We start from the raw sequence: 19,359 nt of genomic DNA on the forward strand, positions 1-19,359 counted from the left end.
GTGACGATGGAAGCAAAGATTTCGGTTCCCAAGTATGAGCTGCGCGGTTTCAGTCTGTGGGGCTTTCGCAGCATGGCGCAGTGCATGGATTTTCTGTTCGACGGTGGCAGGGTAAAGCAAGGTACTCTGGTGGCGATGAACGCCGAGAAAATCCTCAACGCGGAAACCGATCCGGCGCTGCATGCCCTGTTGGATGAAGCGGAGTACAAGTATGCCGACGGGATCAGCATGGTGCGTTCTATCCGCCGTAAATATCCAGGGGCGGAGGTGTCTCGCGTGGCCGGGGCCGATCTGTGGGAGGCCATGATGCAGCGCGCCGGGCAGGAAGGTACGCCAGTATTTTTGGTTGGCGGCAAGCCTGAGGTGTTGGCAGAGACCGAGCAGAAGCTGCGTAGCCAGTGGAACGTGAATCTGGTGGGTAGCCAGGATGGTTATTTCACGCCGGAACAACGTGATGCGTTGTTTGAGCGCATTCGTGCCAGCGGCGCGGAAATCGTGACGGTAGCGATGGGCTCACCAAAGCAGGAAATCCTGATGCGGGATTGCCGCAAGGTACATCCAAAAGCGTTGTATATGGGGGTAGGCGGCACCTATGACGTGTTTACCGGCCATGTGAAGCGTGCACCCAAGGTGTGGCAGAATCTTGGCCTGGAGTGGCTGTATCGACTGCTCAGCCAGCCGAGCCGTATTCGTCGCCAACTGCGGCTACTCAAGTTCGTCGGCTATTACTACACCGGCAAGATGTGATCCTCTGGCTGGAGCAGGTCCACTGCTCCAGTTTCTGTTTTTGCCCAAATATTCTCCCTATCGACCATAACTTCGCCATAGCTATAACCTCGATCAATCATTCCCTCTTCACTTATTCCATAAGGTTTTAATTCGCGGTTTGCTTATAGCGGCGAAATGCGAAACCATACCGCCCGCAAATTTCCCCAGGCCAAGCGGCAGCTCCTCACCATTAAATTGTGCGGATTGCTCATTACGTTGCGTTTTGTCTGGCGCGGGATGAATTACACTCATCTTGTTTAAAACAATAATGACCGGCATCAGTCGGCACGCAAACACAATCAAAAAAATATGACTGAGGATTTATGGCAAGCAAAGAAAAACCACAAGGTTTACATCGCGGGTTGGAAGCCCGGCATATAGAGCTGATCGCCCTGGGTGGGACGATCGGCGTAGGTCTGTTTATGGGATCGGCCAGTACGTTGAAATGGGCGGGGCCTTCGGTGCTGCTGGCCTATATCATCGCTGGCCTGTTTGTGTTCTTCATCATGCGCTCAATGGGCGAGATGCTGTTCCTGGAGCCGGTAGCGGGTTCCTTCGCCTTCTATGCCCATAAATACATGAACCCCTTTTTCGGCTATCTCACCGCCTGGGGCTACTGGTTTATGTGGCTAGCCGTGGGGATATCGGAAATCACGGCTATCGGCGTCTATGTGCAGTTCTGGTTCCCAGAGATACCCCAATGGCTGCCTGCGTTAATTGCGGTCGCCATGGTCGCACTGGCCAACCTGGCGGCGGTGCGTTTGTATGGTGAGTTGGAGTTCTGGTTTGCCATGATTAAAGTCACCACCATTATCGTCATGATCCTGGTGGGACTGGGGGTGATCTTCTTCGGGTTCGGTAATGGCGGGCACCCGACCGGGTTTGCCAACCTGACGGCTCACGGCGGTTTCTTTGCCGGTGGCTGGAAAGGCTTCCTGTTTGCGCTATGTATTGTAGTGGCCTCTTACCAAGGGGTGGAACTGGTCGGCATCACTGCCGGGGAAGCCAAGAACCCACAGGTGACGCTCAAGCGTGCGATTAACAACATTCTGTGGCGCATCCTGATTTTCTATGTCGGGGCCATCTTTGTCATCGTCACCATCTTCCCGTGGAACGGTATTGGTACCGCAGGCAGCCCGTTTGTGCTGACCTTTGCCAAAATCGGTATCGTTGCCGCTGCCGGTATCATCAACTTTGTGGTGCTGACCGCCGCGCTTTCTGGTTGTAACAGCGGCATGTATAGCGGTGGCCGCATGCTCTATGCCTTGGCCAAGAACCGCCAACTGCCTGCGGCCTTGACCAAACTTTCGGCCAGCGGTGTCCCGGTCAACTGTATCGCCATTACCATCATCTGCCTGTTGGTGGGATCGGCGCTGAACTATGTGATACCCAATCCTCAGCAGGTGTTTGTGTATGTCTACAGTGCCAGCGTATTGCCGGGCATGATGCCGTGGTTCGTGGTGCTGATTAGCCAGATCTACTTCCGCCGTGCTCATAAGGAAGCGATGAAGACCCATAGCTTCAAGTCGTTTATGTTCCCTTATGTGAACTACCTGACCATCGCTTTCCTGATTTGTGTGCTGGTTGGCATGGGCATCAACCCGGATACGCGGATTTCGTTGTTGGTAGGGACGATTTTCCTGGCCGCGGTGAGCCTGTGCTACTTTGCGTTCGGTATGCACAAAGTCCATCATGAGCCTGAAAAGCGTACAGAAAGTCAGCGCTAACTCTTAGAAAAGGGCCCTGCGGGGCCCTTTCTGCTGCAAGAGTGAGCAAAGGGTCAGCGAACTCAACATTTCTGAGAAAAAGCACTAGACAGGATGGGCATAAAACCGTAGTATCCCCACCCGCAACGGCGCTACGCGCCCGTAGCTCAGCTGGATAGAGCGCTGCCCTCCGGAGGCAGAGGTCTCAGGTTCGAATCCTGTCGGGCGCGCCATTAATTTTGTGCGCAGGAGCTGCGGTGGTATGATTACCGCGTGAAGTAAGTAGTAGATAAAGTAGTTATGGTGGCTATAGCTCAGTTGGTAGAGCCCTGGATTGTGATTCCAGTTGTCGTGGGTTCGAGCCCCATTAGCCACCCCACTTTACCTAGGGTAAAGTAAAAGAATTGAAAGCTGTTTTGTGACAGTGCGAAGGTGGCGGAATTGGTAGACGCGCTAGCTTCAGGTGTTAGTGTTCTTACGGACGTGAGGGTTCAAGTCCCTCTCTTCGCACCACACACAAAATGTCTGATAAATTTAATATTTACATAGACATAAGCTTAGAAATTCAGTAGTATCAGCAACAAGAAATCGGCGAGTAGCGCAGCTTGGTAGCGCAACTGGTTTGGGACCAGTGGGTCGGAGGTTCGAATCCTCTCTCGCCGACCAATTTCAAGAAAGCCCGCTTTTAAAGCGGGCTTTTTTACGTCTATCATACGGGCGCAGCATGCGGCGCCCCTACGCACCCGCCAACGATGCTGAACTAGCTCCCTCTCCCTTTGGGAGAGGGTTGGGGTGAGGTTATACAGATGACTTCAAAGCTGAATAATTTTGTTTTTAAAGGAAATTATCAGAACTAAGCAGAGAGGTAACGCAGGGAATGTGGCTGGGCAAGGAATGGGGTAAACAATGCAACGACTTCTGGAGCACATCGGCTTCATGCCAGCGTTGCCCCAAAGATTGGTCGTTTTACTTCTAGCTAAAGTTTCTGCGCAATCAGAGATTGATGGTGCCGAAAGAGAAGTCTACGTTGTTGAAAGCGGTGATGATTTTGTTAATCAGTTTCATAGTGGCAGTCTCCAGAGAGTCATTGATAATGTGATTCACGTCACACAAATAGGCTACACCTGGCCGCTAATTCGATCAAGCATTTTGTGATGTAACTCACAAAAATATTAAACCGTTGTTTTATTTTAAAAGCCGTCATTTTCTTGAGTGGCTGGTTGATGGCAAACCCGACGCATTTCTGACCTGTCTCCTTTTCCCCTTTCTGTGTATGCCCTTTGTCGTTAGTTTGATACATTTAACTTAATGATTTAAAACAATAAAAAAGACTTGTCACTCACGCGTCGTTTTAAGGCGACAGGTTCCGTTATGAGGTTAAAAGCAGCGTGCGGGCAGACAAAAATAAGGGGTTAAACGGGAGGTGTTTTAAACCTTTTAAATTCAACATGATGCGTTTATTGTCTGTTTATAACCCCCACTAATCGAAAGTTGGCACGCCAAGTGCATTATCTCTAGCGTAGATGCTCATTCCACTTCTTATGTTCGCCTTAGGCCTCATAAACCCAGGAATGATGCAGAGCCGATTTTAGGGTGCCTATTGCCCACCAGAACGATGAAAGGGTTGCTTGCAACGGCTTCATCACACTCAGGGCAAAACGTTGAGTGAGGCACCACCCCAGTTGTCCTAGACCTGATTGCTTCTTTTATACACTTGTCTCGCGGCAAGTGTTTTTTTTTGCCTTAAGGAAAGTTTCAGGCGAAAAAAAGGGCCCAGCACGTATGCTGAGCCCGGTTAAACGAGGCGAGAGTTATTCGCCGTTTTGCTTGAGCGTTAACATCAGCCCTTCACGGCGCATCTGTGTGGCTTCATCTGAGCGATGCAGTTTATCCAGTGCGTCGGCCAACCAGGCGTAGTCGTAGGCATCTGGCCGCTGTTGCAGCGCGGCATGGAACGCATCGCTGGCTTGCTGCCATTCGCCGTGCTTCATCAGTAACTGGCCCAGCGTGCTGTTGAGCAACGGCGTCGCGCCATGCTGTTTGATCTGTTGGCGTAACACTTTTTCCAACTGCTCCGGGTTGCCGGACTTGATGCGCGGGATCAGCAGCACCAGCCGCTCATCGTATTGGCGTTTCAGACCGTCCAGCACGATGCTTTGTGCCAGTTCATGGTCATTACACTCAATAAGGTGTTCTACCATCGCGACCTGAAGCGGGATTTCGTGGCGGATTTTACGGCTCTGATCTTTCCACCAACGTTTCAACCCTTCACTGCCTTCATCGGCCATAGCCTGATTCATCAGACCGATATAAGCCTGCTGCTGTAAAGCTTGAAGCTCTTCTTCGCTGTGTAGACTGATTTTGTTCATCGAAGGCAGAATTTCCAGCAGCGAGGCATAGGCACCGGTGCGCAGATAGGCCTGCTCCGCCAGCCGCAGCACTTCCGGGTGGCGCGGTGCCTGATTCAGCAAGCGATCGACGCCGTGCCGTGCCGCATGGGCTTCGCCCTGCGCCAGTTGAATACGCACGCGAGTAATGTCTACCGGTAACTGATCGGTGTCAGCCGCTTCGGCGGCACGTTCCAGATATTGATTGGTACGGAAGTCATCACCACGTTGTTGCGCTGCTTCCGCCGCCAGCAGGTAGTTAACCACGGGTTGTTCGGCATGATCGGCATTACGGGTCAGTAGTTTTTCGACCTGCTTGTAATCGCCTTCCGCCAGTTTGATCAGCGCAGCTTTGGTTTGTTTACGTGCGCGGCTGCGCTTGCGGCCAAGGAACCAGCCACGGGTACGCGCTCCGGTACGGAACACGCGGCGCAGGATCCATTCGATGACAAACAGCGCCAGGAACAGTAGCACGGCCATAATCACCAGGCCGGTGACGCTGGTCTCAACGTTGTAATTGTCGGTCTGGATCAGCACATAGCCTTGATGGCCGGCCAGCATCGGCCCCAGCACCAGGCTGGCGATCAGCACCAGGAACAGGAATAACACGCGTAACATGGCTTATCCCTCCTGGTGAGTGGCAGGGGCCTGGGCCAACAGATTACGTACCCGGGTCTGCATCAGTTTTTCCAGCATCGGCTGGCTTTTCAGCTGGCCTGGCACGTCCATTGAGATGGATTGCTGACTCAGGTTGCCCAACTCTTCCAGAAACGCCTTGGTGGCCGGATCGGTAGTATCGAAGTAGGCGCGTACCCAGGTCGATACCGTTTCCAGCGACTGTTTATACACTTCGTTCTGATGGCGAGGGATCGCCTGTGCGGCAACCAGTAGGCGCGAACGGATATTCTCGCGCAGGTAGATATCCTGATTCGGTGCCAGCAGTGGTTCAGCACTGCTATCACGACGGCGGACGGTAATAAAGTCCGCCATAAAGTTGTGCCAGCTTTTGGTCAGGTTTTGGCGCCATTCGCTCAATGAACTGGACAGTTCGCCGTCGTCTTCGTCCATTGGCCGTTCGTCACGGTTATTATCCGCCAGACGCAGGTCGTCGACCTGATTGGACAGTTGGTTGACCTTGAGGATGATGCCGTCAAAATCCACCTGGGCTACGGCTGAGAGGGTGCCGACATCTTCAGTGATGGCGCGGCGAATATCGAGCAGACTCGGATCGTTCATCTCTGCCAGGCTGGCGTCGGCGCTTTTCAGCAGTGCGGCCGCGGTGGTGACATCCTGATCGCTCCACAGTTTACGGCCCGCCATTTTCACCAGGAAGTCTGCCTGCGCCAGCAGCCAGGTCTTGGCATCGCTGCCGGAAATCGTGGCTACTTTTTCTTGCAGCTCATTGAGCTGACGGACCAACGTGGTTTGCTCGCGATCGGCAGCCTCCAGCGTTTTACCTTGCTGTTGCAGCAAGCCTTCCAGCGCGCTCTTTTCCTGCTGCTGGCTTTGTTTCATTTCTGCCAGCTGTTGCTGCAAAGCCTGGTTAGCGGCGATCAATGTCTGCGCCTGCTGGTGCGTGTGATAATAGCCGCCAGCACCCAGAGCGATGACCAGCACGATGGCAATCGCACCTAATACCGGGCCGGTATTTTTACCTTTCCGGTTGTCAGCGGCTGGCTTCTGGGGGCTCTCAACCGCTGGGTTTGATTCTTCAACCGCGGCGGATGGAGTGTTTTGTTCCGTCATAGTGGCACATCCCATAGTCAGGTTATTGTAGCGCGCGGATCAGCGCGTCATTATCTGCGTTTTCAGCTACCCGAATCGTGCTCCAGCCCAGCTCCTGGGCAAGGGTAGCAAGACGTTCACTGACCACGACCAGGCGGCAACGTAACAGCCACGAAGAACGATAGTAATCAGGAACTAAAGTATAGAGCTGTTGTAACATTTCGCCGCTGGTCACTACCAGCGTATCGATACCGGCGCGTTGCCAGTGCGCGCTTTGCTCACTGCCATCATAGTGCACCGGGCTGCGTTGATAACACTCATAATAGCTTACCGCCGCGCCGCGCTCAGCCAGCGTGTCGCCGAGCAGTTCACGGCCCCCGTTGCCCCGCATGATCAACGCCTGTTTACCGGCAAGCTTTTGTAATGCCGGCATTAGCAGCAGCATCTCGCTGATCTCACGTTCACGCGGGTATTCTACCGGCAGGCTGCTGATGCGGTGCATTGCCAGCGCGGTGGTACGGCCAATAGCATAATAGGACAACTGGCCAGGCCATTGAAGCCCGGCACGGTTGATCACCGAACTGGCATAGCTGACGGCGTGCTGTGACAGGGCAAACACCAAATCGCCAGTGTGCAATCCGGCCAGCCCCTGAGGCAAGCGGGCAAGATCGTTACCGGGTGCGAAGTCGATCAGCGGCACATGAAAGGCAACCCGGCCAAGTGCGCGCAGGCGGCTCACCAGTTGCTCTCCAGCGGGAGAAGGGCGGGTTACCAGAATGGTCATGCAGGAGGATTTCCCTGGTAAACGTCATGCAGGATCTCGCGGGCACCGGCGGCCAACAGTTCTTCTGCCAGTTCTACGCCCATTTGCTCTGCCTGTGCCGACGGGCCACGGCGTTCACCGCAGACCATCTGGCTGCCGTCGGGAGCGCCCACCAGCGCGCGTAACCACAGCTCGTCGCCTACCAGTTCGGCATAGCTGCCGATCGGAACCTGGCATCCGCCTTCCAGTCGTGTGTTCATGGCACGCTCGGCACGGACACGAATTTCGGTTTCGCGGTGGTTGAGCGGAGCCAGTAAGGCGCGGGTGACGTCATCGTCAAGGCGGCATTCGATACCCACCGCCCCCTGACCGACCGCAGGCAAGGATTCTTCAGCGCTCAGCGGGGAACGGATACGCTGTTCCAGGCCCAGGCGTTTTAATCCGGCTACAGCCAGAATAATTGCATCGTAATCTCCGTTATCCAGCTTGCCCAGGCGGGTGCCGACGTTGCCCCGCAGATCGCGCACGATCAGATCCGGGCGACGACGACGCAGCTGGCACTGACGGCGCAGGCTGGAGGTACCCACCACGCTGCCCAGCGGCAGTTGGTCGAGCGAGGCAAAGTTGTTAGAAACGAAAGCATCGCGCGGATCGTCACGTTCGCAGATGGTGACTAATCCCAGACCTTCAGGGAAATCGACGGGGACGTCTTTCATCGAGTGCACGGCAATATCCGCCCGGCCTTCCAGCAGCGCCAGCTCAAGTTCTTTGACGAACAGGCCCTTACCGCCAACCTTGGCCAGCGGCGTATCCAGAATGATGTCGCCGCGCGTGACCATTGGCACCAGCTCGACCTGCAAGCCCGGATGGCTAGCCATCAGGCGCTGCTGAACATAGTGTGCTTGCCAGAGGGCAAGTGGGCTCTGACGGGTGGCAATTCGAATAATTTTGTCTAACATGCTGGTTACCGTTTTTATAATTCGCCGTCCATCCTACCACTGAGGACGAAAACTGTCAGTGCAAGAAGCCACAGGCGGAGAAAGGACAACGGAATCAAAGGGACGTGAGGGAAAGTTGGCGGTAGTTCACACTGCGAGTAAATCGTTTATAGAAGCGCTACGGTAAGTGTGGAGCTTTACCTCCTTTACGGTCAATCAGCAAGGTGTTAGATTGATCACGTTTCCAGCAATAAGTCGTCAAATATTCTTCTAAACTAAAGACGCAGCGGGAATACGGGTTTTTTTCAAGCATCGGGATAATCAGGCGAGACGTCTTGTACCTCTACATCGAGACACTGAAACAAAGACTGGATGCGATCAACCAACTACGTGTCGATCGTGCCCTGGCGGCCATGAAGCCCGCGTTCCAACGGGTCTACAGTCTGCTGCCTACCTTATTGCACCACCATCATCCACTGATGCCGGGCTACCTCAACGGTAACGTTCCCCATGGCATCTGTATCTACACGCCTGATGAAACCCAGCAAGCTTATCTCAATGATTTAGAAGACAAATGGGGCAGCCCGTTTGAAAAGATGGCCACGGGTGAACTGCCGATAACCGCGCTTTACTCTATGGGGAGTACCTCCTCGATCGGCCAGAGCTGTACGTCGGATCTCGATATCTGGGTCTGTCACCAATCCTGGCTGGACAACGAAGAACGCAACCGCTTACAGCAGAAATGTAGCCTGCTGGAGAAATGGGCGGCCTCGATGGGGGTGGAAGTCAGCTTCTTCCTGATCGGCGAAAACCGCTTCCGTCATAACGAAAGTGGCAGCCTGGGCGGTGAAGACTGCGGGTCGACCCAACATATCCTGTTGCTCGATGAGTTCTACCGCACGGCCGTGCGCCTGGCGGGGAAACGTATCCTGTGGAACATGGTGCCGGGCGAAGAAGAAGCGCATTACGATGAGTACGTGCTGTCGCTGTATTCCCAGGGTGTGTTAACCCCGAATGAGTGGCTGGATCTCGGTGGATTGAGCACGCTCTCTGCCGAAGAGTATTTCGGTGCCAGCCTGTGGCAGTTGTATAAGAGCATCGATTCGCCGTACAAGGCGGTGCTGAAAACGCTGCTGCTCGAAGCCTATTCGTGGGAATACCCCAAAACTCAGCTGCTGGCGATGGGGATCAAACATCGTCTGCACCAGGGTGAGATCGTCTGTTTCGGCCTTGATGCTTACTGCATGATGCTGGAGCGCGTCACCCACTACCTGACCGAAATCAACGATACCACCCGTCTGGATCTGGTTCGCCGCTGCTTCTATCTGAAGGTCTGCGAGAAGCTGTCGCTGACCAACAACGCCAGTATCGGTTGGCGGCGCGAAATTCTCAGCCAGTTGGTCAGTGAATGGGGCTGGGACGCAGAGCGGTTGGAGATCCTCGATAACCGGGCCAACTGGAAGATCGAACGGGTGCGCGAAGCCCATAACGAACTGCTGGATGCGATGATGCAAAGCTATCGCAACCTGATCCGTTTCGCTCGGCGCAACAACCTCAGCGTCAGCGCCAGCCCGCAGGATATCGGGGTGCTGACCCGTAAACTGTACGCTGCCTTTGAAGCGCTACCGGGTAAGGTCACGCTGGTTAACCCACAGATTTCACCAGACCTGTCAGAAAACGATCTGACCTTTATTCACGTGCCGGTTGGCCGCGCCAACCGCACCGGCTGGTACCTGTATAACCAGGCACCGGAGATGAGCTCGATCGTCAGCCATCAGCCGCTGGAATATAACCGCTATCTGAACAAGCTGGTCGCCTGGGCCTATTTCAACGGCCTGCTCACGTCGCGCACCCGCTTGCATATCAAGAGCGGCAATATCTGCGACACTGCCAAACTGCAAGAACTGGTTGCCGATGTGTCGCACCATTTCCCGCTGCGTTTGGCCGCACCTACGCCGAAAGCGCTCTACAGTCCATGTGAAATCCGCCATCTGGCGATTATCGTCAACCTGGAAAACGACCCGACGGCGGCTTTCCGCAATCAGGTGGTGCATTTCGATTTCCGTAAGCTGGACGTGTTCAGCTTTGGCCAGCAGCAACAGTGCCTGGTTGGCAGTATCGATCTGTTGTATCGCAACTCGTGGAACGAAGTGCGTACCCTGCATTTCAGCGGTGAGCAGTCGGTGCTGGAAGCGTTGAAGACCATTCTTGGCAAGATGCACCAGGATGCCGCTCCGCCAGAGTCGGTGGAAGTGTTCTGCTATAGCCAACACCTGCGTGGCCTGATCCGTACCCGCATTCAGCAACTGGTTTCCGAGTGTATTGAGCTGCGCCTTTCCAGCACCCGTCTTGAGCCGGGCCGCTTTAAAGCGGTGCGTGTGGCAGGGCAAACCTGGGGCCTGTTCTTTGAACGCCTGAGCGTATCGGTGCAGAAGCTGGAAAACGCCGTGGAGTTCTACGGGGCGATCTCCAACAACAAACTGCATGGCCTGTCGATCAAGGTCGAAACCGATCAGGTGCATTTGCCGCCGGTAGTCGATGGTTTTGCCAGCGAGGGGATCATCCAGTTCTTCTTCGAAGACACCACGGATGACAAAGGCTTCAATATCTACATTCTGGACGAGTCGAACCGGGTTGAGGTTTATCACCATTGTGAAGGGAGCAAAGAGGAGTTGGTGCGCGACGTCAGCCGTTTCTACTCCTCCTCACACGATCGCTTTACCTACGGCTCCAGCTTTATCAACTTCAACCTGCCGCAGTTCTATCAGATTGTGCATCTGGATGGCCGCACCCAGGTGATCCCATTCCGCAGCAATGCCTTGTCGAACCTGTGCGTCACGGTCGCCGACGGCAATCTAGCGCAGCCTCTGAAGCAGCAATTCCAACTGCACTAAAACATGAGGGCGCAGCAGTATGCGCCCTATCAGCAGAACTCAGCTAAAGCTGAGCGTCTCACCGGACTGGGTGCTGGCTGCCTCGCTAAGCAACTCGTAAAACTCCCGGCCGCTGCGATCGCATTGCCAGCTCTCGTCACGATAACTGAAGTGATAGCCTCCGGTCTTGGTGGCCAGCCACACCTGGTGTAACGGCTCCTGACGGTTGATCACAATCTTGCTGCCGTTTTCGAAGCTGAGCGTCATCACGCCACCGTTGGTTTCGTAATCGATGTCCGCATCGCCGTCAAAATCGTCCAGGGTCTGTTCAATATTCAGCATCAGTTGGTCGGCCAACTGATGAAACTCGCTATCGTTCATAATCATTCCTATTGCTTTTCATGATCCACCTGCGATTATAGTGAGCTTGGACGCATGAATTACAGGCATTAATGCAAATGAAAAAACAACTACGCTATGCGCTGATGGCCGTATTGCTGGCCGGGCTCTCTGGCTGTGGCCTGAAGGGCCCGCTGTATTTTCCGCCGAAGGACAAACCGGCAGAGCAACCGGTGACCAGTGTCGGTACCGTAAGCAAAAACCAACAAGAACCCGCTGGCACTCAGCAGCAACCGTCGATGAACAACCAGTAATGAGCATTTATGGTGGCTGATGCCGCCATAAATATCAGACGGTACGTCGTCCAGATAGCGGAGTATGATATGCAGTTCTCCAAAATGCACGGTTTGGGCAACGACTTTATGGTGGTCGATGCCGTTACACAGAACGTCTACTTTTCACCTGAGCTGATCCGCCGCCTGGCCGATCGGCATTTGGGTGTGGGTTTCGACCAGCTGTTGGTGGTAGAACCGCCTTACGATCCCGAACTCGATTTTCATTACCGCATTTTCAATGCCGACGGTAGCGAAGTGGCTCAGTGTGGCAACGGTGCCCGCTGCTTTGCCCGCTTTGTGCGCTTGAAAGGGTTGACCAACAAACGTGATATCCGCGTCAGTACCCAGACCGGGCGCATGATCTTGAGCGTCACCGATGATGACCTGGTCAGCGTCAATATGGGTGAGCCGAACTTCGATCCGCAGATAGTGCCATTCCGCGCCACCAAAGAAGAAAAAACCTACATCATGCGTGCGGCGGAGCATACGGTACTGTGCGGTGTAGTCTCTATGGGCAATCCGCATTGCGTGCTGCAAGTGGACGATGTGAAAACCGCCAAGGTGGAGCTGCTGGGGCCGGTACTGGAAGGGCACGAGCGTTTCCCGGAACGCGCCAACATCGGCTTTATGCAGGTCGTCAGCCGTGAGCACATCAAACTGCGGGTTTACGAACGCGGCGCGGGTGAAACCCAGGCTTGCGGTAGCGGTGCCTGTGCTGCCGTAGCGGTGGGTATTGTGCAGGAGCTATTGTCAGAGGAAGTTCATGTCGAACTGCCCGGCGGCAGCCTGCATATTCGCTGGAAAGGGCCAGGGGAACCGTTATTTATGACCGGCCCGGCCACCCATGTTTATGACGGATTTATTCATTTATGAAGCAGGTCGACGATCAGATAGCCACGGGCATTGAGCTGGATGATGAGACGGTGATGCAGTATCTGATGCAGAATCCGGACTTCTTTATGCGCAATGCACGGCTGGTTGAACAGATGCGAGTGCCTCACCCGGTGCGCGGTACGGTATCGCTGGTGGAGTGGCATCTGGCGCGTCAGCGCAACCAAATCACTCAGTTGGAAGAAGAGATCACCTTGCTGATGGAGCAGGCCAGCGCCAACGAAACGTTGTTTGGCAGCCTGCTGCACCTACAGGCCGATCTGGCCACCGCCAGCAGCCTGCAAGACATGCTCAACCGCTTGCAGCGTTGGGCGCGCGGGTTTGGGCTGGCAGGGGCGAATATCCGCCTGTTTAGCGATCGCTGGAATATTGGCGCGCCGTCGGATTTCACCCACCTTGGCCTGACTCCTTCGGCGTTTGAGCCGCTGCGCATTCAGCGCCTGGGCGATCGCTATCATTATCTCGGTAGCCTCAATGGCCCCGAGTTGCTACTGCTGTTACCGCAGGCCAAACAGGTCGGCTCCGTGGCGTTATCGTTGATGGGCGAGCAGGGCGAGCTTGGCATGGTGATCTTCAGCAGCCGTGATCCCCAACATTATCAGCAGGGGATGGGCACCGTGATGCTCGGCCAACTGGCGCGCATGTTGCCAAAACTGCTGGAACGCTGGATAGAACGCGCATGACCAGCGTAGCGGCCAACCTGCAACCGCCGGTGGACGCTTTCCTGCGTTACTTGAAGGTGGAGCACCAGCTCAGCCCACTGACCCAGATCAGCTATTCGCGCCAGTTGCAGGCGTTAATCGTCATGGCGAGCGAGCTGGGCGTCAGCGAATGGCCGATGTTGGATGCCGCCAGAGTGCGTCAACTGGCGGCCCGCAGTAAGCGTGCCGGGTTGCAGTCTTCCAGCCTGGCGCTGCGCTTGTCGGCATTACGCAGCTTCCTCGACTGGCTGGTCGGCCAGGGCGTGATAAGCGCCAATCCTGCCAAAGGCATCCGCACGCCACGCAGTGGTCGCCATTTGCCCAAGAATATCGATGTCGATGAAATGAACCAGTTGCTGAACATCGATCTGAACGATCCGCTGGCGGTTCGCGATCGCGCGATGCTGGAGGTGATGTACGGTGCCGGGCTGCGTCTGGCCGAGCTGGTGGGATTGGATTGCCGCCATGTCGATCTGGCTGGTGGTGAAATCTGGGTGCTGGGGAAAGGCAGTAAAGAACGCAAATTACCGATTGGCCGTATGGCGGTCAACTGGCTGGAACACTGGCTGGCGTTGCGCGATCTGTTTGCGCCGCAGGATGATGCCATGTTCCTCTCCAACCAGGGCAAGCGCATCTCGGCGCGTAATGTGCAAAAACGCTTTGCCGAGTGGGGCGTCAAGCAGGGCGTCAACAGCCATATCCATCCGCACAAGCTGCGCCACTCCTTTGCTACCCATATGCTGGAATCGAGCGGCGATCTGCGCGCGGTACAGGAGTTGCTGGGGCACGCCAACCTGACCACCACGCAAATTTATACCCACCTCGACTTTCAACATCTGGCCAACGTGTACGATGCCGCGCATCCACGCGCCAAACGAGGGAAATCCTGATGCACTTTTACCGTCCGTTACGCCCACTGGCCGCGCTTACTTTCGATCTGGACGATACGCTGTATGACAACCGTCCGGTGATCAAGCAAACCGAACATGAGTCGGTGGCGTTTTTGCAGAACTACCATCCGGGTTTGAGCCACTTCCAGTCGGTGGATTTTCATCGCCTGCGTCAGGAACTGCGTGAACAGGATCCGGAGATTTACCACGACGTGACCCAATGGCGCTGGCGTGCGGTTCATCTGGTGTTGAGCCGGCAGGGTTTACGCGATGCTGAAGCGTCCATCGGTGCCGATGCGGCAATGCAGAACTTTGCCCTGTGGCGCAGCCGTATCGATGTCCCAGAGGCCACCCATGCCACCCTTCGGGCGTTGGCGCAGCGTTTCCCGCTGGTGGCGATCACCAATGGCAATGCCGACCCGGCCCAATGCGGATTGGAGCCGTATTTCCAGTTTGTGCTGCGTTCCGGGCCAGATGGCCGTGCCAAACCGTATCAGGATATGTATCAACTGGCGGTCGAAAGGCTGGGAATAGCGCCAGAACAAATTCTGCACGTCGGCGATGATCTGACCACCGATGTTGCAGGGGCGCTGCGTTCCGGCCTGCAAGCCTGCTGGATCAACGACCGTCAGCGCAGCCTGATGCAGGTGGCCGACAGCCGTCTGCTGCCACATATTGAGATTTCGCAGTTGGCATCGCTGACAGCATTGTTATAATCCCAGCAGAACTCTGTATAAATTCCCAGTGGAAAACGCGTGGAAGGCGGGTTTTCCCTTTACCTATTAATGGTGCCTATGGACGTTTCCGACCTGCTCGACAGCATGAATGAAAAACAACGCGAAGCCGTGGCTGCGCCACGCAGCAACCTGTTGGTGCTGGCCGGTGCAGGCAGCGGCAAGACCCGGGTGCTGGTGCATCGCATTGCCTGGTTACTGGCGGTGGAGAACTGCTCGCCGTATTCCATCATGGCGGTGACGTTCACCAACAAGGCGGCGGCAGAAATGCGCCACCGTATCGAACACCTGATTGGCACCAGCCAGGGCGGTATGTGGATCGGTACCTTCCATGGGCTGGCCCACCGCCTGCTGCGTGCTCACCATATGGATGCCAACCTGCCGCAGGACTTCCAGATCCTGGATAGCGAAGACCAGCTGCGTCTGCTGAAACGCATCGTGCGGGCGCTGAACATTGATGAGAAGCAATGGCCGCCGCGCCAGGCGATGTGGTACATCAACGGCAAGAAAGACGATGGCCTGCGTCCACAGCATATCGAAAGCTACGGCAACCCGGTGGAAGCCACCTGGTTGCAGATTTATCAGGCCTACCAAGAGGCTTGCGATCGGGCGGGGCTGGTGGATTTTGCCGAGTTGCTGCTGCGCGCCCATGAGCTGTGGCTGAACAAACCGCATATCCTCAATCATTACCGCGAGCGCTTCACCAACATCCTGGTGGACGAATTCCAGGACACCAACCGTATTCAGTACGCCTGGATCCTCATGCTGGCCGGGGATAAGGCCAACGTGATGATCGTAGGGGATGATGACCAGTCGATCTACGGCTGGCGTGGTGCGCAGGTAGAAAACATCCAGCGTTTCCTGAAGGATTTCCCCGGTGCAGAAACGGTGCGCCTGGAGCAGAATTACCGTTCAACCAGCACTATCCTGAAGGCGGCCAACACCCTGATAGCCAATAACGATGGTCGCATGGGCAAAAACCTGTGGACCGAAGGGGCCGAAGGCGAGCCGATCTCGATTTATTGTGCATTTAATGAGCTGGATGAAGCCCGTTTTGTGGTTAACCGCATCAAGGCTTGGCAAGACAACGGTGGCGCATTGAACGACTGCGCCATTCTGTATCGCAGTAACGCCCAATCGCGCGTGCTGGAAGAAGCCTTGCTGCAAACGTCGATGCCATACCGCATTTATGGCGGCATGCGCTTCTTCGAACGCCAGGAGATCAAGGACGCATTGGCCTATCTGCGGCTGATCGCCAACCGCAACGACGATGCGGCCTTTGAGCGCGTGGTTAACACCCCTACGCGCGGCATTGGCGATCGTACCCTCGACGTAGTGCGCCAGACGGCACGAGACCGCCAACTGACGTTGTGGCAGGCTACGCGTGCGCTACTGCAAGATAAGGTGCTGGCGGGCCGCGCAGCGTCCTCCTTGCAGCGTTTTCTGGAACTGGTGGACTCACTGGCCCACGAAACAGCCGAAATGCCGCTGCATGTGCAAACCGACCGGGTGATCCGCGATTCCGGGCTGTTTATCATGTATGAGCAGGAAAAGGGCGAGAAAGGCCAGGCGCGTATCGAAAACCTTGAGGAACTGGTCACGGCCACCCGCCAATACAGCTATCAGGATGAAGACCAGGATCTGATGCCGTTGCAGGCTTTCCTGTCCCATGCCGCACTGGAGGCGGGGGAAGGGCAGGCAGATGCCTATCAGGATGCGGTGCAACTGATGACTCTGCACTCGGCCAAAGGGCTGGAGTTCCGCCAGGTATTTATCGTTGGGATGGAAGAGGGCATGTTCCCAAGCCAGATGTCGCTGGACGAAGGCGGCCGCCTGGAAGAGGAACGCCGTCTGGCCTATGTGGGCCTGACCCGTGCCATGCAAAAACTGACGCTGACCTATGCGGAAACGCGCCGCCTGTATGGCAAAGAGGTGTATCACCGGCCATCACGCTTTATCGGTGAGATCCCAGAGGATTGCGTAGAGGAAGTGCGCCTGCGCGCCAGCGTATCCCGCTCGGTGAGCCACCGCCGGATGGGGACACCGATCAGTGAAAACGATACCGGCTACAAACTGGGCCAGCGTGTGCGCCATGCCAAGTTTGGCGAGGGGACTATCGTCAATCTGGAAGGTAGCGGTGAACACAGCCGGTTGCAGATTGCGTTTCAGGGGGAAGGCATCAAGTGGCTGGTTGCCGCTTACGCCAAGCTGGAAACGGTGTAACTCCCCTCACCCTAACCCTCTCCCAAAGGGCGAGGGGACCGATCGAGTTCGCTATCCGTTGCTGAATTTACCTGAACACGGTACCTGATTACGGCACCGTACTAGCTCCCTCTCCTTTTTGGGGAGAGGGTTGGGGTGAGGGGATCAGTGACCGTAACGATCGCCTACATTAGCTGTAGCATACCAACGCATCACCGCTTCGATACCCTCGCCACCTTCCGGTGGTGCCCAATGCATACAATCCTCTTCACCGAGCGCCTGATAAGGGCCTTGCTTCACTTCAAACACCACGCCACCCGGATCGACAGACAGCACGGCATGCCAGGTAGATGCAGGCATCTCCAGCACCTTGGTTTCTTCGCCCAGCAGGGTTCGCTGGGTGACCACACCCGCGTCATCAAACTGCAACACCACAAAACGACCACGCAGCGGGGTGAGTAACTCCCAGGTCTGCGGGTGGCGGTGTGGCCGGATATAGGTGCCCGGCTCCATGGCAATCGCCAGGCGCTGTACCGGATCGCTCAACTCTTCGTGCAAGGTACGGTGGGCACGCAGGCGTGGCAGTTTGGCTGCCTGTTCGCTCATGGTGGTCAGGTCGTGGGCGGTAATCTGTTTCATGTCTTCAATCCGCAATATTTCTGTGCGCTAATCTTAGCAAGTTTCACGGCTGCGGTCAGAGATCGCTACCCGGTTTTCCGAAGGTTGCGATCGTGTGACAAACGGGCCGTGAGCGTGCCGAATTGTTGCGCAACTTTCCGCCCTAAGCGGTTGACAGGCTTTTTCTTCTCGGCGTAACATGCGCGCACGAATCTCAATGAGGACACACGCCTTGGACACACCCAGTAGATACTGGCTCACAGACCTGGATACCAGGTACAACTTCTAAGGCTATCCCATTGCGCTGATACCCTTCGTGGTTGTCGGCGACCCTCTCTAGCGTCGCTCCGAGTCAGATCTCTTCATGGTCTGGAACGAGCGGGTATTGCATACTTCCCTCGCTTTCTGTGCTTCAATGCGTGGTCTACCCCGTTACCATTAGGGAGTTTTGGCACATGCTAAGCGCTTTTAAATTAGATAACAGCCGCTTATCCCGTCTGGAGTTGGATGACTCAGATGATTTGACCTCGTCGTTGTGGGTTGACTTGGTCGAGCCGGAGGAAGGCGAACGCGAGCGCGTGCAAAATGAGTTGGGCCAAAGCCTGGCGACACGCCCCGAACTGGATGATATCGAAGCCTCGGCCCGTTTCTTCGAAGACGATGACGGCCTGCATATCCACTCCTTTTTCTATTATGAAGATGCTGAAGATCACGCGGGTAACTCCACCGTGGCATTCACCATCCGTGATGGCCGTCTGTATACCCTGCGTGAACGTGAGCTGCCCGCTTTCCGGCTTTATCGGATGCGTGCGCGCAATCTGCGCATGGTGGACGGCAACGCCTACGAACTGCTGCTGGATCTGTTCGAAACTAAAATCGAACAGCTGGCCGACGAGATCGAAAACGTCTACAGCGATCTGGAAAAGCTCAGCCGGGTAATTATGGAAGGGCACCAGGGCGACGAATATGATGAAGCGCTGTCCACGCTGGCCGAGCAGGAAGACATCGGTTGGAAAGTGCGCCTGTGCTTAATGGATACCCAACGTGCGTTGAATTTCCTGGTGCGTAAGGCGCGTCTGCCAACCAGCCAACTGGAGCAGGCGCGAGAAGTGCTACGCGATATCGAATCCCTGCTGCCGCATAACGAATCGCTGTTCCAGAAGGTCAACTTCCTGATGCAGGCGGCGATGGGCTTTATCAATATCGAACAGAACCGCATCATCAAGATCTTCTCGGTGGTTTCGGTCGTGTTCCTGCCGCCAACGCTGGTGGCCTCAAGCTACGGGATGAACTTTGAGTTTATGCCTGAGTTGCGTTGGTCGTTCGGCTACCCAGGCGCGATTGCGCTGATGATCGTGGCAGGGCTGGCACCTTATCTGTACTTCAAACGCAAGAACTGGCTGTAAATCCGCTTGTGACTCGCTTCGGGTGGTGGTCTGCACCACCGCCCCATTTTATCTCCAATGATCCCTCCATCGCCTGTCAAACC

General features: G+C 55.5%; 18 protein-coding genes and 4 tRNA genes. 16 read left to right on the forward strand and 6 right to left on the reverse strand.

The features are described 5' to 3' along the window. Positions 1-6: 6 nt before the first annotated feature. From wecG to U869_RS32180, 7 genes are all read left to right on the forward strand, one after another. Positions 7-747: a lipopolysaccharide N-acetylmannosaminouronosyltransferase gene (gene wecG / locus U869_RS0109030; protein WP_025119011.1), complete on the forward strand. Its 741-nt coding sequence runs from the start codon at positions 7-9 to the stop codon at positions 745-747. A gap of 344 nt (positions 748-1,091) precedes the next feature. After that, complete coding sequence (locus U869_RS0109035; RefSeq protein ID WP_025119010.1) at positions 1,092-2,495, forward strand: amino acid permease; 1,404 nt, start codon at positions 1,092-1,094, stop codon at positions 2,493-2,495. A gap of 135 nt (positions 2,496-2,630) precedes the next feature. Then, positions 2,631-2,707 (forward strand) — tRNA-Arg (locus tag U869_RS0109040). A 70-nt stretch (positions 2,708-2,777) separates the two neighbouring features. Next, positions 2,778-2,853, forward strand: a tRNA-His gene (locus U869_RS0109045). 47 nt (positions 2,854-2,900) lie between these two features. Next, a tRNA-Leu gene (locus tag U869_RS0109050) sits at positions 2,901-2,987 on the forward strand. A 76-nt stretch (positions 2,988-3,063) separates the two neighbouring features. After that, positions 3,064-3,140: transfer RNA gene (locus U869_RS0109055), tRNA-Pro, on the forward strand. Between the two features lie 240 nt (positions 3,141-3,380). Continuing rightward, the gene (locus U869_RS32180) at positions 3,381-3,629 is read left to right on the forward strand and encodes a hypothetical protein (protein ID WP_157834727.1); all 249 of its coding nucleotides are present in this window, start codon (positions 3,381-3,383) and stop codon (positions 3,627-3,629) included. Positions 3,630-4,285: 656 nt separating this feature from the next. On the opposite strand, the gene hemY is transcribed toward U869_RS32180, so the two are convergent. Genes hemY through hemC form a run of 4 tightly spaced genes read right to left on the reverse strand, consistent with a single transcriptional unit; the run spans position 4,286 to position 8,308 of the window. Then, positions 4,286-5,479, reverse strand: a complete 1,194-nt coding sequence (gene hemY / locus U869_RS0109070; RefSeq protein ID WP_025119008.1) for a protoheme IX biogenesis protein HemY — start codon at positions 5,477-5,479, stop codon at positions 4,286-4,288. A gap of 3 nt (positions 5,480-5,482) precedes the next feature. Next, positions 5,483-6,607, reverse strand: coding sequence for a uroporphyrinogen-III C-methyltransferase (gene hemX / locus U869_RS0109075; protein ID WP_025119007.1), 1,125 nt, complete (start codon positions 6,605-6,607; stop codon positions 5,483-5,485). A gap of 22 nt (positions 6,608-6,629) precedes the next feature. Next, positions 6,630-7,370 (reverse strand): uroporphyrinogen-III synthase, encoded by a 741-nt coding sequence (gene hemD, locus U869_RS0109080; RefSeq protein ID WP_025119006.1) that lies wholly within the window; start codon positions 7,368-7,370, stop codon positions 6,630-6,632. Next, a complete protein-coding gene (gene hemC, locus U869_RS0109085; RefSeq protein ID WP_025119005.1) occupies positions 7,367-8,308 on the reverse strand; it encodes a hydroxymethylbilane synthase in 942 nt (313 codons plus the stop codon). The genes hemD and hemC overlap by 4 nt, the downstream gene beginning before the upstream one ends. A 314-nt stretch (positions 8,309-8,622) precedes the next feature. Between hemC and U869_RS0109090 the strand changes: the two genes are divergently transcribed. Continuing rightward, a complete protein-coding gene (locus U869_RS0109090; protein WP_025119004.1) occupies positions 8,623-11,181 on the forward strand; it encodes a class I adenylate cyclase in 2,559 nt (852 codons plus the stop codon). 39 nt (positions 11,182-11,220) lie between these two features. Here the strand turns inward: U869_RS0109090 and cyaY are convergent, their stop codons facing one another. Beyond that, positions 11,221-11,541, reverse strand: coding sequence for an iron donor protein CyaY (gene cyaY / locus U869_RS0109095; RefSeq protein ID WP_025119003.1), 321 nt, complete (start codon positions 11,539-11,541; stop codon positions 11,221-11,223). Positions 11,542-11,618: 77 nt separating this feature from the next. On the opposite strand from cyaY, the gene U869_RS0109100 reads away from it, so the two are divergent. From U869_RS0109100 to uvrD, 6 genes are all read left to right on the forward strand, one after another. Beyond that, positions 11,619-11,813, forward strand: a complete 195-nt coding sequence (locus tag U869_RS0109100) for a lipoprotein (protein ID WP_304412823.1) — start codon at positions 11,619-11,621, stop codon at positions 11,811-11,813. A 69-nt stretch (positions 11,814-11,882) separates the two neighbouring features. After that, a complete protein-coding gene (dapF, locus tag U869_RS0109105) occupies positions 11,883-12,707 on the forward strand; it encodes a diaminopimelate epimerase (protein ID WP_025119001.1) in 825 nt (274 codons plus the stop codon). Next, a complete protein-coding gene (locus U869_RS0109110; RefSeq protein WP_025119000.1) occupies positions 12,704-13,408 on the forward strand; it encodes a DUF484 domain-containing protein in 705 nt (234 codons plus the stop codon). Before dapF ends, U869_RS0109110 begins: the two co-directional genes overlap by 4 nt. Continuing rightward, positions 13,405-14,316 (forward strand): tyrosine recombinase XerC, encoded by a 912-nt coding sequence (xerC, locus tag U869_RS0109115; RefSeq protein ID WP_025118999.1) that lies wholly within the window; start codon positions 13,405-13,407, stop codon positions 14,314-14,316. The genes U869_RS0109110 and xerC overlap by 4 nt, the downstream gene beginning before the upstream one ends. Beyond that, positions 14,316-15,032, forward strand: a complete 717-nt coding sequence (gene yigB, locus U869_RS0109120; protein WP_025118998.1) for a 5-amino-6-(5-phospho-D-ribitylamino)uracil phosphatase YigB — start codon at positions 14,316-14,318, stop codon at positions 15,030-15,032. The genes xerC and yigB overlap by 1 nt, the downstream gene beginning before the upstream one ends. A gap of 78 nt (positions 15,033-15,110) precedes the next feature. Beyond that, positions 15,111-17,273: a DNA helicase II gene (uvrD, locus tag U869_RS0109125; protein WP_025118997.1), complete on the forward strand. Its 2,163-nt coding sequence runs from the start codon at positions 15,111-15,113 to the stop codon at positions 17,271-17,273. A 144-nt stretch (positions 17,274-17,417) separates the two neighbouring features. Here the strand turns inward: uvrD and U869_RS0109130 are convergent, their stop codons facing one another. Then, a complete protein-coding gene (locus tag U869_RS0109130; RefSeq protein ID WP_025118996.1) occupies positions 17,418-17,891 on the reverse strand; it encodes a WbuC family cupin fold metalloprotein in 474 nt (157 codons plus the stop codon). Between the two features lie 196 nt (positions 17,892-18,087). On the opposite strand from U869_RS0109130, the gene ysgD reads away from it, so the two are divergent. Both ysgD and corA read left to right on the forward strand, forming a co-directional pair. Further along, the gene (gene ysgD, locus U869_RS32875; protein WP_363136375.1) at positions 18,088-18,159 is read left to right on the forward strand and encodes a YsgD/CorL family protein; all 72 of its coding nucleotides are present in this window, start codon (positions 18,088-18,090) and stop codon (positions 18,157-18,159) included. A gap of 166 nt (positions 18,160-18,325) precedes the next feature. After that, the gene (gene corA, locus U869_RS0109135; RefSeq protein WP_025118995.1) at positions 18,326-19,276 is read left to right on the forward strand and encodes a magnesium/cobalt transporter CorA; all 951 of its coding nucleotides are present in this window, start codon (positions 18,326-18,328) and stop codon (positions 19,274-19,276) included. Positions 19,277-19,359 lie beyond the last annotated feature (83 nt).

The sequence above is a fragment of the Serratia sp. H1w genome, from assembly GCF_000633355.1.
Lineage (GTDB): Bacteria > Pseudomonadota > Gammaproteobacteria > Enterobacterales > Enterobacteriaceae > Chania.